General features: G+C 57.6%; 14 protein-coding genes. 10 read left to right on the forward strand and 4 right to left on the reverse strand.

Translation table 11 applies throughout. The annotated features are described in order from the left end of the window. Positions 1-176: 176 nt before the first annotated feature. Positions 177-3,095, reverse strand: coding sequence for an aminotransferase (locus KDX30_RS07050; protein WP_231675364.1), 2,919 nt, complete (start codon positions 3,093-3,095; stop codon positions 177-179). A gap of 256 nt (positions 3,096-3,351) precedes the next feature. Here KDX30_RS07050 and rfbB point away from each other — a divergent pair, with 256 nt between their 5' ends. From rfbB to KDX30_RS29670, 8 genes are all read left to right on the forward strand, one after another. Next, on the forward strand, positions 3,352-4,434 hold the full coding sequence (gene rfbB / locus KDX30_RS07055) for a dTDP-glucose 4,6-dehydratase (RefSeq protein ID WP_231675365.1): 1,083 nt from the start codon (positions 3,352-3,354) through the stop codon (positions 4,432-4,434). After that, a complete protein-coding gene (gene rfbA / locus KDX30_RS07060) occupies positions 4,431-5,306 on the forward strand; it encodes a glucose-1-phosphate thymidylyltransferase RfbA (protein WP_122806919.1) in 876 nt (291 codons plus the stop codon). The genes rfbB and rfbA overlap by 4 nt, the downstream gene beginning before the upstream one ends. After that, complete coding sequence (rfbC, locus tag KDX30_RS07065) at positions 5,303-5,851, forward strand: dTDP-4-dehydrorhamnose 3,5-epimerase (RefSeq protein ID WP_231675366.1); 549 nt, start codon at positions 5,303-5,305, stop codon at positions 5,849-5,851. Before rfbA ends, rfbC begins: the two co-directional genes overlap by 4 nt. Continuing rightward, entirely contained in the window at positions 5,848-6,729 is an 882-nt protein-coding gene (gene rfbD / locus KDX30_RS07070; RefSeq protein WP_231675367.1) for a dTDP-4-dehydrorhamnose reductase, read from the forward strand. The genes rfbC and rfbD overlap by 4 nt, the downstream gene beginning before the upstream one ends. Positions 6,730-6,866: 137 nt before the next feature. Then, positions 6,867-8,681 carry a sensor histidine kinase gene (locus KDX30_RS07075; RefSeq protein ID WP_231675368.1) on the forward strand — a complete coding sequence of 605 codons (1,815 nt, stop codon included), beginning with the start codon at positions 6,867-6,869 and terminating at the stop codon, positions 8,679-8,681. Further along, positions 8,678-10,045 carry a sigma-54-dependent transcriptional regulator gene (locus KDX30_RS07080; RefSeq protein WP_099268401.1) on the forward strand — a complete coding sequence of 456 codons (1,368 nt, stop codon included), beginning with the start codon at positions 8,678-8,680 and terminating at the stop codon, positions 10,043-10,045. Before KDX30_RS07075 ends, KDX30_RS07080 begins: the two co-directional genes overlap by 4 nt. Further along, positions 10,042-10,518: a thioesterase domain-containing protein gene (locus KDX30_RS07085; protein ID WP_406643773.1), complete on the forward strand. Its 477-nt coding sequence runs from the start codon at positions 10,042-10,044 to the stop codon at positions 10,516-10,518. The genes KDX30_RS07080 and KDX30_RS07085 overlap by 4 nt, the downstream gene beginning before the upstream one ends. A 111-nt stretch (positions 10,519-10,629) precedes the next feature. Beyond that, positions 10,630-11,064 carry a DUF2599 domain-containing protein gene (locus KDX30_RS29670; protein ID WP_406643774.1) on the forward strand — a complete coding sequence of 145 codons (435 nt, stop codon included), beginning with the start codon at positions 10,630-10,632 and terminating at the stop codon, positions 11,062-11,064. Here KDX30_RS29670 and cysQ read toward each other — a convergent pair. Next, positions 11,054-11,896 carry a 3'(2'),5'-bisphosphate nucleotidase CysQ gene (cysQ, locus tag KDX30_RS07090; RefSeq protein WP_122706507.1) on the reverse strand — a complete coding sequence of 281 codons (843 nt, stop codon included), beginning with the start codon at positions 11,894-11,896 and terminating at the stop codon, positions 11,054-11,056. The two genes, KDX30_RS29670 and cysQ, sit on opposite strands and share 11 nt — an antisense overlap. After that, positions 11,893-12,459, reverse strand: coding sequence for an ADP compounds hydrolase NudE (gene nudE, locus KDX30_RS07095; RefSeq protein WP_099268398.1), 567 nt, complete (start codon positions 12,457-12,459; stop codon positions 11,893-11,895). Before nudE ends, cysQ begins: the two co-directional genes overlap by 4 nt. Positions 12,460-12,558: 99 nt before the next feature. Between nudE and yrfG the strand changes: the two genes are divergently transcribed. Next, a complete protein-coding gene (gene yrfG, locus KDX30_RS07100) occupies positions 12,559-13,221 on the forward strand; it encodes a GMP/IMP nucleotidase (protein WP_122706509.1) in 663 nt (220 codons plus the stop codon). 93 nt (positions 13,222-13,314) lie between these two features. On the opposite strand, the gene lysM is transcribed toward yrfG, so the two are convergent. Further along, the gene (gene lysM / locus KDX30_RS07105; protein WP_231675369.1) at positions 13,315-13,764 is read right to left on the reverse strand and encodes a peptidoglycan-binding protein LysM; all 450 of its coding nucleotides are present in this window, start codon (positions 13,762-13,764) and stop codon (positions 13,315-13,317) included. 150 nt (positions 13,765-13,914) lie between these two features. Here lysM and KDX30_RS07110 point away from each other — a divergent pair, with 150 nt between their 5' ends. Then, on the forward strand, positions 13,915-14,802 hold the full coding sequence (locus tag KDX30_RS07110) for a LysR family transcriptional regulator (RefSeq protein WP_027899930.1): 888 nt from the start codon (positions 13,915-13,917) through the stop codon (positions 14,800-14,802). The last annotated feature ends 56 nt before the right edge of the window (positions 14,803-14,858 follow it).

A 14,858-nucleotide genomic window follows, 5' to 3' on the forward strand; every position in this document is an offset into this window, starting at 1 on the left:
AATAATACCAAAGAGTAACAATGACAAATTTAGTCGATAAAAATCTGATTACAGCCTATCGCAATTGCTGAATTGAAATGAGATTACGGTGGGAGCGAATTCATTCGCGAGGGCGGCGGCCCTGAAAAATATCCGAGTCTGACACACCGCTTTCGCGAATGAATTCGCACACAGGTTTAGACGTGCTGCAGTTCGTACAACACCTTCGACACACTATCCACAAAAAAATCCACGCTCTGCCGGGTTGTGCACATCGGTGGTTTGATTTTCAGGATGTTCAAATAGTCGCCGGTTGGCTGCATGAAAATGCCCAGATCCCGCAGCCGGTCGCACAGGTAAGTTGTTTCTTCGGTCGCGGGCTCCAGGCTCTGGCGATCACGCACCAATTCAACGCCCAGATAAAAGCCCATGCCATGAACGGCACCGACTAGCAGATGAATGTCGATCAAGGCTTGCAGCCGGGCCTTGAAATGCCCGCCCACTGTCTCAGCGTTATCCCAGAGTTTTTCTTCCTCCATGACGTCCAGCACCGCCATGCCGATCCGGCAACTGACAGGACTACCGCCCGCCGAGGAGAAGAAATACCCCTCAGCCTCCAACGCTTCGGCAATTTCGCGACGGGTAATCACGGCCCCCAGGGGATGACCGTTACCCATGCCTTTGGCCATGGTAATGATGTCCGGCACCACGCCCTGCTCTTCGAAGCCCCAGAAATAATGACCCAGGCGGCCATAGCCAACTTGCACTTCGTCAGCGATGCACACACCGCCCTGCTCCCTGACCTTCTGGTAAACCTGCTGCAAGTAACCCTGCGGTAGAGAAATCCCGCCCGCATTGCCGTATACAGGCTCACAGATAAAGCCCGCGACCTGGCGTTGTTGGGCCGCCAGTTGCTGCAGGACATGCTCGACACTGCGCACATACTGCGGCGCGCTGTCTGTACCCCGAAACTCGCCCCGATAAGTGTTCGGCGCCGTCACGGGATGTACCCAGTCCGGACGGGTGCTGAGGGCCTGAGGGTTGTCGGCAATCGACGTCGAGATTGCATCGGTTGCTACCGACCAGCCGTGATAAGCCTCCAGCACGCTGAGCATGTCGCGCCCGCCGCTATAAGCCCAGGCAAGACGTATTGCCAGATCGTTGGCCTCGGTGCCGCTGTTGACCAGAAACACACGATTCATGCCTTCCGGCGCCAGCTTGAGCAGACGTTCGGAGAACTCGGCAACCGCCGCGTAATGAAACCGCGAGTTGGTGTTGAGCAGCGACCACTGCCGCCCTGCCTCAATGGTCATGCGCGGATGACCGTGCCCCAGCACGGCAACGTTGTTGAGCATGTCAAGATAAGAGCGACCCTGCATGTCGATCAGGTGGTTGCGCCAGCCCCGCTCGATCTGCGGCGGAGCCTGGTAATAATGCTTTTGCGAGCGAGCGAAACTGGCATCGCGACGCGCCAGCAGTTCAGCAGAATCCGGCAGTGAGGGTGCGTCACAACCAAACCCCAACAGCGCAGCGGGTGAAGGACACAACACCTGCCATGCATCTGCCCAGGAAGGCGTGGAGAACAATGGCGGACTCAGGTCTGGAGCGGAACACAGCTGCAGCAACAGTGAGCCGCTACCGTGGCCGATCACCTCACCGGCTAGAACGCTGGCCCCCGGCGTCAATTCCAGCGCTGCACCCCAGATTTTCAGACTTATTTGATCGCCCACCAACAACAAAGCCGCGTCGGCGGTCAGCCTGAGCGTACCGTCGAACGGCGCATGAAGCGCCGCGGCTGTCGTCAGGTGCAGCTCGACATGCAAGGCGAACGTTTCTGGCTCTTTGGCGCTGTCGATCACCGTGCGCGACAACCGATACTCTCCAAACAGGCTTGCCGACTGCCCTGTGGCCTGCGCCGCTTGTTTGAGTAACAGTTCGTCGATGCCGTTATGCGTCCAGTTACCTGCGGCAAAGTGTTCGCTGAGCACACCCAGATCCACCAACCGAAACTCTCGCCCGCTCAGGCTCGGCAACAGTGGCCGATAATCCACAATAGGAATCAATGGATCGCGAACATTCACGGCCGCAAGAATCGCCGCCTCCATCAAGGCCAGCGGCACTGACGTCGCCACATCAAAAATTGCCCATTCGCTGTCGATGTTCGCCTGGATGTAGGCATTATCCGGCTCGACTTCGGCCTGCTGCGCGCTGCTGAGCACCAACACTGCAGAGCGGGCGACAATCAACGGCCATAACGCCTGAAGCTCTTCATGTTGCAGCGGATTGATCGCGTGATAGGCGCGAATGGCCGGCAGTATGTACAGCGGATCGCCGTTGGAGTGATGCAGCAACGCAGCACACGTTACGGATAAATCTGCCACCCGCCAGGTACTGACCAGATCGCCGAAATCGATCAGGCCCTGCAATTGCCAATGCACGTGAGCATTTCGCGTCCAGACCACGTTGTATTCGGTGATATCCAGGTGCACCGGTTGCACTGGCAGTTTTGAGATAAGCGGGATAAGCCGTCGCTGCGCTTGTTCGGTTGCTTGCTCAAGACAAGTACGTTCTTCTTCGTTACCAATGACTGGCAGCAGATGCCTGATCACGGCCTGAGCGTAGCGCGGATCCCACTGCAGCACACGCTCCAGCCCAGGATGTTCGAGGCTGGCAAGGGAACGATCAACGTGTGCGCACAGCTCGCCAAGGCCCGTCACAACATCAAGCGGAAGATGCTTGAGATGACTTAAAGCCTGGCCGTCGATGAATTCCAGCAGGCGGAGGTGAACAGCCTGGCCGCCAATCTCCAAAGACAACAGTTGTTGACCCGAATCAGTCAGTCTCACTCCAGGAACCCTGACATGAACGTTATCAGCCAGGTGCCACAACGCTGCGTGTTGTGCGTCCAGCTCCTGCGCAGAATAATCCCCATGACATATCTTCAGCACAAACCACCGCTCACCGGTATCGAGCAGAAAGTTACGATCCTGTTGGCTGCCCAGTTCTTTCAGCGTGCCGCTTAGTCCGTAATGGTGCTCCAGCAACAGCAATGCCTGCTCGGGGCCGACGTCCGGGCAAGGCAGACTGGAACGACGAATCAACGTGGCGAGCGGCATTCAGGAACCTCGGTCTTGTTATACACAGCGAATGAATTTCACAACTTCAACTATAGGTGTGCCGGAGTCTGACCAGCAAATCATGGCTGCTCGGCGACTGTAAGTGGCGGTTTACCGGCGCGCTTCACAAACATGATCAATTCTTTTCATGACCGAAGTACATGTTCCTGGTTAATCCTGCTTGCACGTCTCGAGTTACAACAACAAGCTATGCTCCATCAGCAGCGTCAAGACCTGGAAGGCACAAGGCGAATTTATGCGAATACTCGTTACTGGCGGCGCAGGCTTTATCGGCTCGGCGCTCATCCGCCATCTCATACAGAACACCACTCACGAAGTGCTGAATTTTGACAAGCTGACTTACGCGGGCAATCTGGAATCGCTGACCAGCATCTCCACCGACACCCGCTATGAGTTTGTCCAGGCGGACATCTGCGATCAGGCCAAAGTCAGCGAGGTACTGGCTCGTTTCGAGCCACATGCGGTCATGCACCTGGCAGCGGAGTCCCACGTGGACCGCTCCATCGATGGCCCGTCTGAATTTATCCAGACCAACATCGTCGGCACTTACAGCCTGCTCGAAGCCGTGCGCGGTTACTGGCTGAAGTTGCCTGAAGCCGAGCGTGGAGCATTCCGTTTTCACCACATTTCCACCGATGAGGTGTATGGCGACCTTCATGGTGTCGATGATCTGTTCACTGAAACCACGCCGTACGCACCCAGCTCCCCCTACTCAGCCAGCAAAGCTGCATCCGATCATCTGGTTCGGGCCTGGCAGCGGACCTACGGACTGCCGGTGGTCGTGACCAACTGCTCCAACAATTACGGACCGTTTCACTTCCCGGAGAAACTGATCCCGCTGGTTATTCTCAACGCCCTGGCGGGTAAGCCATTGCCGGTCTATGGCAACGGTCTGCAGGTTCGCGACTGGCTGTTTGTCGAAGACCACGCCCGCGCTTTGTACAAAGTAGTCACCGAAGGTGCTGTGGGCGAGACCTACAACATCGGTGGCCATAACGAGCAGAAGAATATCGACGTGGTCAAAGGCATCTGCGCGCTGCTGGAAGAGCTGGCACCTTCACGCCCTGCGGGCATCGCCCACTACGCGGACCTGATCACCTACGTGGCTGATCGTCCGGGTCACGACCAGCGCTATGCCATTGATGCCAGCAAGATCGAACGCGACCTGGGCTGGGTTCCTGAAGAAACGTTCGAATCAGGCTTGCGCAAAACCGTGCAGTGGTACCTGAACAATCTGGAGTGGTGCCGCCGGGTACAGGACGGCAGCTATCAAGGCCAACGACTGGGCTTCACCGCCCCCAAGGATCTCATCGCATGACCAAAGGAATCGTACTGGCCGGTGGCTCCGGCACACGCTTGCACCCCATCACTCTGGGGGTTTCCAAGCAACTGCTGCCTATCTACGACAAACCGATGATTTACTACCCGATCTCAGTGTTGATGCTGGCGGGCATTCAGGAAATCCTGATCATCTCAACGCCTCAGGACTTACCTCAATACCGCGGCCTGCTGGGCGACGGCAGCCAGTTCGGTGTGCGCTTCCAATATGCCGAGCAACCCAAGCCTGATGGGCTGGCGCAGGCGTTTATTATTGGGGAGGAGTTTATTGCCGATGATTCAGTCTGCCTGATTCTAGGCGATAACATTTTCCATGGTCAGCACTTCAGCGACCAATTGAAAGCGGCCACTTCCAAGACATCCGGCGCGACTGTATTCGGCTATTGGGTCAAGGATCCAGAGCGTTTTGGGGTCATTGATTTCGATGAGAGCGGTCGTGCGCTGTCCATTGAAGAGAAACCCAAAGTGCCCAAGTCCAGCTATGCGGTGACAGGTTTGTATTTTTACGACAACGAGGTCATCCGTATTGCCAAAGACGTCAAACCTTCACCCCGTGGTGAGCTGGAAATCACTGACGTCAACAACGCTTACCTACAGCGCGGAGATCTGCGTGTAGAGCGTTTCGGCCGCGGCTTCGCATGGCTGGATACCGGTACACATGACAGCTTGCTGGACGCGTCGCAGTACGTTCAAACCATCGAGCATCGCCAAGGCCTGAAAGTCGCTTGCCTTGAAGAAATCGCCTATCAGAACGAATGGATTGATCGCGAGCAGTTACTGGAGCGCGCTCAATACTTTGGTAAAACCGGGTACGGCCAGTACCTGTTCAAACTGGCGGGGGAAAGCCGTTGAATGTAATTGCCAGTGAGATCCCCGAAGTACTCATTCTTGAGCCACGCGTATTTGGTGACGAACGAGGCTTCTTCTACGAAAGCTTCAATGCCAAAGCATTCGCTGACGCCACTGGGCTGCGTGACCTGAGCTTCGTGCAGGACAATCACTCCCGCTCGGCCAAAGGCGTACTGCGCGGCCTGCATTACCAGATCGAAAATGCCCAGGGCAAACTGGTACGCGTGACGGTGGGTGAAGTCCTGGACATTGCGGTAGACATTCGCAAAAGCTCACCTACATTCGGTCGCTGGGTCGGCGTCAGACTGTCTGCCGAAAACGCCCGGCAACTCTGGATCCCGGCGGGCTTTGCACATGGTTTTGTAGTGCTCAGCGACTACGCCGAATTTCTCTACAAAACGACTGACTACTACACACCGGCCGCAGAGCGCTGCATCCGCTGGGATGACCCGGATCTGGCTATCGACTGGCAGCTGGACGGTACGCCGCAACTGTCGGCCAAAGATCAAAACGGCAGAGCATTAAAAGAGGCTGACCTGTTTCCATGAGCAAGCCACTGAGAATCGTCATTATCGGCCAGAACGGCCAGGTGTCCCAAGCGTTGCAGAAGACCTTGGCGGGCCTGGGTGAACTGATCGTCCTCAGCCGCGACAAACTGGACCTGAGCGATCAGATGGCTGACTTCGATCAGATCCAGGATTTAAAGCCAGACATGATCATCAACGCTGCAGCCTATACCGCAGTGGATCAGGCCGAAACAGACCAGAAAACAGCGCTTGCAGTTAATGCGATCGCAGCCGGCATGCTTGCCGATCAGGCGAAAGAACTGGGCATCCCGCTGATTCACTACTCAACGGACTACGTGTTCGACGGCAGCAAAGCCACGCCCTGGACCGAGCAGGATAAGCCCGCACCTTTAGGCGTTTATGGCGCCAGCAAGTGGGCAGGTGAACAAGCTATCGAATACGTCGGCGGGCAGTATTTGATACTGCGCACCAGTTGGGTTTACTCCAACACGGGGCGTAATTTCCTGCTGACGATGCAACGCCTGCTACAGGAGCGCGATTCGCTCAACGTCGTGGCCGATCAAGTAGGTGCGCCCACGTGGGCCGGAACCATTGCGCAGAGTACGCGCCAGCTGATCGAACATTGGCGCGATGGAGAACCGGGCGCCTGGGGCACTTATCACCTGACCGCGAGCGGCGAAACTTCATGGTTTGGTTTTACTCAGGCCATTGCCGAGCAGCTAAGCGTGCAAGGTAAAAAGTGCGCAACACTGGAAGCGATTCCGTCCAGCGCCTATCCAACACCCGCCGCTCGCCCGCTCAACTCGCGGCTCGACTGCGGCCTCCTCCAACGCGAATGGGGCGTGAAACAACCAGACTGGCACAGCGCGTTACTGGAGTGCCTGGCTGAGCAGGGTTAGTATTTGCATTGCCGGGACCGGCCCCATCGCGAGCAAGCTCACTCCTACAGAGGGAACACCGTACCTGTAGGAGTGAGCTTGCTCGCGATAGCGTCACTAAGGTGTCCCCAAAAGCCGACCCTTAGCGCAGTCCAACAATGACCAAAAACTCCACACTCCCGCCCCGCCCGCGCTGGCGAAGCCTTGCGCTGCTGGCCCTGTGTCTGGCGCCACTGCTATGGCCGCTGGAGCATCTGGCCGAGCGTTATTACCGTAACGAACTGGTCAGCCAGAATCGGCAGACGCTGGACCTCTACGTCGCCAACCTGCTGGGTACGCTGCACCGTTACGAAACCCTGCCGCAGATTCTCAGTCAGTTGCCGGACCTGCCCGCCGCACTGAAAGCTCCGCAAGGTAGCGCCCCGCAGGAGGCTGCCAACCATTTGCTGCAAACCATCGTGCGCCAGACTGGCGCTGAAGTCATGTACCTGATGAACGCAGACGGTACGACAATTGCCGCGTCCAACTGGGACAAGCGCGACAGCTTTGTCGGCCGCAACTTCGCGTTCCGCCCGTATTTCAGCGAGGCAATGGCAGGTAACCTGGGGCGCTTCTTCGGTCTGGGCACCACCTCGGCAAAACGTGGCTACTTCTTCGCCTCTGCGGTGCGTGAAAGCGGCAAAGTGATCGGTGTACTGGTGGTCAAGATTGATCTGGACCATACCGAAAACCTGTGGGGTAAAACCCCTGAGCAACTGCTGCTCACCGACCACAATGGGGTCGTCGTTCTGACCTCAAGGCCTGAATGGCGCTTCCGCTCGACCCGTGCTCTGAGCGAAGAAGAAAAACAAGCCATCGTGGCGATCCAGCCCTACCCGACCCGCGATCCACGTCCGCTGCTGCTCGATGACAACGCCTGGCTGACTCAAAGCCAGGAGATCGAAGAGACCGGCTGGAACGTAAATATTTTGGCCCCTCGTGCGTTGATCGATCGCCCGGTACGCACCGTCGTTGCCGTCGGCGGCGCAGCGTTGTTGGTGGTCATGCTGCTGCTTGGCATCCTGATCCAGCGGCGTCGGCATTATCTGGATCGTATTGCTTTCGAAGCCAAGGCCCGGCGCGAGCTGGAAGTCCGGGTGGTAGAGCGCACCAGCGACCTGGAAGGCCTGAACAGCCGTCTCAGACAGGAAGTTCTTGAGCGCGAGCAGGCCCAACAGGAGCTGGTCCGCGCCCAGGATGAATTAGTACAGGCCGGGAAACTGTCTGCATTGGGCACCATGTCCGCCAGCATCAGCCACGAACTCAACCAGCCTTTGGCAGCGATCCGCAGTTACGCGGAGAACGCAGAGGTTCTGCTGGATCATTCACGTACTGATGACGCGCGAGGCAATCTCAAGCAGATCGGTGAACTGACGGGCCGCATGGCGTCGATCATCGCGCACTTGCGCGCCTTCGCCCGTCGCGACCGCCACGCGCCGGAAAGCGTCGCCTTGCAACCCGCGCTGGACGATACGCTATCGCTGCTGGCTAAGCGGCGGCGCGCCATGGAAGTCGAACTGATTCGCGACCTGCCCGACGCCACGCTGTGGGTGCAGGCCGGCGAAACGAGGCTGCGTCAGGTACTCGGCAACCTGCTGGCCAATGCGTTGGACGCGCTGACTGAAAAAGGGCCGCCGCGCAAAATATGGATCAGTGCCGAACAGACGCCGGATGGCGTCAATCTGTTCATTCGGGACAACGGCCCCGGTTTTACCCAGGAAGCACTTGCTCGTGCCCGAGAGCCATTCTTTACCACCAAGACCCGGACTCAGGGGCTTGGGCTTGGCTTGGCGATCTGCGATACCCTGATGCGCGCGCTGGGCGGTGAACTGCTGTTCGATAATCACCCGACCGGAGGCGCACTGCTGACGCTGCGTCTGAGAGACGGCGCATCCGGAGTCAACCTTCAACCGCCAGAGGATTTATCTGCATGACCGCCATCGACAGCAAGATTCAGGTAGTGCTGATCGACGACGACCCGCACTTGCGTCAGGCCTTGAGCCAGACGCTGGATCTCGCCGGACTGAAAGTCCTGACGCTGCCGGAGGCCAATGGCCTGGCGGCACGCATCGAACGTGACTGGCCGGGCGTAGTGGTCAGCGACATTCGCATGCCGGGCATGGATGGCCTTGAGCTGTTGAGCGACCTGCATGGCAGAGACCCAGAATTACCGGTTCTGCTGATTACCGGCCACGGCGATGTACCACTGGCCGTGCAAGCGATGCGCGCCGGTGCTTACGATTTTCTGGAAAAACCGTTTGCCAGCGATGCGCTGCTCGACAGCGTGCGCCGGGCATTGGCACTGCGACGTCTGGTGCTGGATAACCGAAGCCTGCGCCTGGCGTTGAGCGACCGGCAGCAATTAAGCGCACGGCTGGTCGGTCAGTCGGCACCCATGCTGCGCCTGCGTCAGCAGATCGGTGCGCTGGCCGCAACCAAAGCCGACGTGCTGATTCTTGGGGAAACCGGCGCGGGCAAGGAGGTCGTGGCGCGGGCGCTGCATGATCTGTCCAATCGCCGCACCGGGCCATTTGTTGCGATCAATGCGGGGGCGCTTGCAGAGTCGGTGGTCGAAAGCGAGCTGTTCGGGCACGAGCCTGGTGCATTTACTGGCGCGCAGAAACGCCGCATCGGCAAGTTCGAATTCGCCAATGGCGGCACGCTGTTCCTGGATGAAATCGAAAGCATGAGCATGGACGTGCAGGTCAAACTGCTGCGCCTGTTGCAAGAGCGAATGGTCGAGCGACTGGGTGGCAATCAGCAAATCCCGCTGGATATTCGGGTAATAGCGGCCACCAAAGAGGATTTGCGTCAGGCGGCGGATCAAGGTCGCTTCCGCGCCGACTTGTATTACCGACTCAATGTTGCACCGCTGCGCATACCGCCGTTACGTGAGCGCGGCGAAGATGCGCTGATGCTATTCCAGCACTATGCAGATGCGGCGAGCATGCGCCACGGACTGCCCAAACATGAACTGCAGCCCGCGCAACGCGCCCTGTTGCTGCGCCACACTTGGCCGGGCAACGTTCGTGAGTTGCAAAACGCCGCCGAGCGTTTTGCTCTGGGCCTGGAGCTTGCTCTGGAAGGTAACGAAGTGCCGGTGGTGCCGACGATCACGGGGGGCCTCAGCGAGCAGGTCGAAAGCTTCGAACGTGCCTTGATCGCAGCAGAGTTGACCCGGCCGCACAGCTCCGTGCGCAGCCTCGCGGAGGCGCTGGGGCTACCGCGTAAAACCCTGCACGACAAACTGCGCAAACACGGACTGAGCTTCGGCGGCGGCGCGGATGAGCAGGAATGAAGCCCGAGGGTAACGAGATGTCACAAGAGGCCGCTGCACTGGAGCAGGTGTTGCATCACGACATCCCGCTCACCCTTGCGATGGGCGTAAAAGTCTTGAGTTGGCAGGATCACCAACTGCGGCTGCATTTACCGCTCGCCCCCAACATCAATCACAAAAGCACTTTATTCGGCGGAAGCCTGTACTGCGGCGCCGTGCTGGCCGGTTGGGGCTGGTTGCACCTGCGCCTTAAAGAGGCTGGTATCGACGGCGGACACATCGTGATCCAGGACGGCCAGATCAGCTATCCCTTGCCGGTTCGTGGTGATGCGGTAGCCATTTGCGATGCGCCTTCGGAACGGGATTGGGAGCGTTTTCTGACTACCTACCAACGCCGTAATCGAGCGAGGCTCACCCTCAAGACAAGAGTCTGTAATCAGAACAGTGAAGAACAGGCAGTATCGTTTACAGGACAATACGTGGTGCACACTTAAGGCATATGCCTTACAACATTTCACGCTTACAGCAATCGCTAACCCGTCTAGGGCTCTGCGACTTCGTAACTAATCTTCGGTAGACAGGGATTCAATCGAAGGGACACGGAAATGGGCGTCAGACGATTTTTATCAGGATGCGTGGCCGCTCTGTACCTGGCGTCTGCCGGTCAGGTCCGGGCTGTCGAAACTGCTGAATCAGAAGTCAAAGCGCCTATCACCGTCCCTGCCTGTACCAGTTATTTCCAGAGAGGCATCTGGCGCTTCGATATCAATATTCAGCGCTATTCACTCAGCCTCATACCCGAGCAATGCACGAGAGACCTGAAAGGTCGCGAAACCTCAACCGGCTTGATCGTGGACGCCGTCATTCGGGACTACTCCGGTAGCCCCAACTGGGGAAACACTCACGGGATGCGGCACCAGTTGATATGTCACCTGGACATACTCAATACCAAAACTGAATGGAACATTGAGCCTGGCAGGCAAGATGTCGGATACGAAGAAACCGTGCGTAACGGCTGCAACCCACCTCTTACGAAGTAGCAAGCGCTAACAAGTCGGAACGCCAGGCGGCTCCCGCAGGCAACGCCAAAAAGAATGGGTTGAGCAACGATTCACGCGGTGGATAGCTGAAAGGCTCGCCGGACAGTTCAAGCACTTCCCCGCCAGCACCTTCCAGCACACCTTGCGCGGCAGCGGTGTCCCACTGCGACGTCGGTGCCAGCCGTGGATAGCAATCGGCAGCGCCTTCAGCCAACAGGCAGAACTTCAACGAGCTGCCGATGTTGGTCAAATGCAGATGTCCGACCGCGGCAGACAAACCGGCCAGCAGACGCTCTTGCTCAGGGCTGGTATGACGGCGACTGGCAACTACGGTGAAGTCATGTCCGGCGCCCGGTTCCTGACGAACAGTGATCGGCGTCACGTGGTCATCGTCATCGCTGCGCCACGCGCCTAATCCGGCCCCTCCAAAGTAGCAGCGGTTATTGGTTGGCATCGAAACCACACCAAACACGACACGACCATTCTCTATGAGGGCGACGTTTACGGTGAACTCTTCACTGCCGGAGATAAACTCCTTGGTGCCGTCCAGCGGATCGACCAGCCACCAACGCTCCCACTTCGCGCGTTCGCTCAGCGGGATATCGGCATCTTCTTCGGACAGCACATGAATATCCGGCGCCAGCGCCAGCAAGCCTTCAGCGAGTAGCTGATGGGCAGCGATATCGGCCGCAGTGACAGGTGAGTCATCGGCCTTGGAGGTCACGGTCACATTGGCGCGCCAGTGCGGCAGGATTACCTCGCCAGCAAGGCGGACAAGCTTGATAACCGGTTCCAGAAGCGGGTGCGGCAGGCCGTTGAAAACATCGGTCATGGCAAAAACAATCCACGCTGAGTTAACAGGTCACGCGCCAGATAGAGCGCAGCGAGCGCCCGGCCTTCGCTGAACTGTGGGTTTTCTATCAAACTCGACAGCTCGCGCAAATTCACTTTATCCACACGCATCGGCTCAGGCTCATCACCTTCCAGACGCTCCTCATAGAGATCGGAAGCCAGCACCACCTGGATTTTCTGGCTCATGTAGCCGGGGGACAGGGAAAGCTCGGTCAGGTGCTCCAGTTGACGCGCGCCGTAGCCTGCTTCTTCTTTGAGTTCACGGTTGGCTGCAGCCAGCACGTCTTCGCCTGGCTCGATAAGCCCCTTGGGCAAGGACAGCTCGTATTCATCGGTGCCACCGCAATATTCTTCGATCAAAACCACATGATCAGCATCCAGCATTGCCACAATCATCACTGCGCCGTAACCATTACCGCGCCCGACCAATCGCTCATAGGTGCGCTCAACGCCGTTGGCGAAGCGCAATTGCAGCTCCTCAACACGGAACAAACGGCTACTGGCGACGATTTCGCGGGCAAGTACGGTGGGTTTCTGGCGCATGTCGGGCTCCTTTGCGTGGACGGGTTACTATACCGTGGCTTTTCCGATTGTCTGTCTCGGATATGCTGACTTCACCCATCAATACCTTGCGAGACCCGAATGCCTTTAATGCCCTGGCGCGACATCGATACCGTTCTGCTCGATATGGACGGCACCCTGCTCGATCTTTATTACGACGAGCACTTCTGGTTGCAACATTTGCCGCAGCGCTATGCCGAACTGCACGGAGTCAGTCTGGCGATGGCGTTGCTGGAGATGAAGCCGCTGTTCGAAAAGAATGCGGGCACGCTCAACTGGTATTGCCTGGACTACTGGAGCGCCGAGCTAAAGTTGTCAGTACGCGACCTTAAGGTGGAAACCGCCGACCTGATTGCCTTGCGCCCAGATGCCGAAACATTCCTCGCTGCGATCAAGCAGGCAGGCAAGCGCGTGATCATGATCACCAATGCGCACCGGGATTCGTTGTCCTTGAAAATGGAGCGGATTGAGCTGGCACCGTACTTTGAACGCCTGATCAGTTCCCACGACTACGGTTTCCCCAAGGAAAGTCCGCACTTCTGGGACGCGCTTCAAGCTGACATTGCCTTCGATCCGGCGCGCAGCCTGTTTATCGACGACACCCTGCCGATCCTGCGTAGCGCCCGTGATTTCGGTATCGGCCATCTTTTGGCGGTCAGCGAACCTAACAGCCAGAAAGGGCCGAAAGACACCGAAGAGTTTGCGGCGGTGAAGGATTATCGGGAGTTGATTGAGGGGCTTTAGTCACTGTTCGCGGGCAAGCCTCGCTCCAACAGAATCGGTAAATCCCGTTGGAGCGAGGCTTGCCCGCGAAGGAGATGAAATACACAACCTCAACTATTCAGGAATCCGCAGCACCTGCCCCGGATAGATTTTATCCACGTCCTTGAGCATCGGTTTGTTGGCCTCGAAGATTTTCTGGTATTTGTTCGGGTCTTTGTAAACCCGCAGGGAAATGGCACTTAATGTATCGCCCTTCTCCACAGTCACGAACTTCGCGGCAGTCACAAGCGCCGCACCGGCTGCAATAGTCATCTGGTCGTCTACCGTTTCCACACCTTCGATATTGCCCAGCGTCAGCAGGATTTTTTCCTTCTCTTCCTGACTGGCAACCTCACCGGTGACCGTCACCTTGCCGCCATCCACGGTGGCCTGGACATTAGGGTTGCCTAACCCGACTGCTGAAATGTGTTTCTTCAGCGCCTCACCCGAGGCATTCGCATCACCAGGCGTAATTGCGTCGAGGATCTTTTCCCCGGCCTCTTTTAGAAAACTGAACAAGCTCATGTGCCGTTCTCCTTGATTGTTATTGTCGTGCCCAACAGACAAGGTTAGTCGTAACAGATACTCAGGAACGGCCGTCCGACCGGCAGCCGACCGCCCATCCGACACATCAACAGGCTAGAATCATTCGCTTGCAGTACCAATGGAGCGAATATGGACATCAAACAACTCAAATTCCTGATCGCCCTCGATGAGACGAGGCACTTTGGCCAGGCTGCCGCACGTTGCAATATTACCCAGCCGACCCTGTCGATGCGCCTGCGGAACCTGGAAGAAGAGCTTGAGCTGCCACTGGTGGTTCGCGGACAGCGCTTCGAAGGCTTTACCGCCCCGGGCGAACGCGTGCTGGCGTGGGCACGTACAGTATTGGCGGCTTATGACGGCTTGCAGGCCGAGGCGGCTGCGTGTCGCGGCCACCTGGTCGGCACGCTGCGGATGGGCGTGGTGCCATTGTCGAGCTTCGACCCCCTGCCGTTATTACGGTTGTTGCATGAAAGCCATCCCAATCTGCGCTTCGAACTGTCAGCACTCAGCTCCGAACAGATCCTGGAACAATTAGCGAGCAATCGCATTGATCTGGGCGTTTCCTACATGGAACACCTGGACGGCGAACGTTTCGACTCCCTGACCCTGGCCGAAACCCGCATGGGCCTGCTTTACGATCATCGCCACTTCAGTTTTGGCGAGCAGCCGTTGACCTGGGCGGATCTGATTGAGCTGCCACTGGGCTTGTTGACCAGCGGCATGCACTTCCGCCAATCCATCGATCACAACTTTCACAGTCGCGGCCTGCAGTTCATTCCGATGCTGCAGACTGATGCCGTTCATCAGTTGCTTCAGGCCGTCCATGGCGGTTTCTGCTGCGCGATCATGCCGCTGGAAGGCGAGCTGGTGAACCTGACTGAGGATCTGCGTCTGCAACCCATCGATGACGCCCGCACCATGGCCCGTCTGGGCATGATCATGCGGCGCAGCGCACCTCGCTCGGTACTGGCTGAAGCGTGTTTTGCGCTCTACCAGAAACTCATGGAAAAACATTGATCGACGTCATCTATCAGTGCATTGGAACTAGCGATTAGACGATATCCGACAAGACG

This window comes from Pseudomonas quasicaspiana (assembly GCF_021147825.1).
Lineage (GTDB): Bacteria > Pseudomonadota > Gammaproteobacteria > Pseudomonadales > Pseudomonadaceae > Aquipseudomonas > Aquipseudomonas quasicaspiana.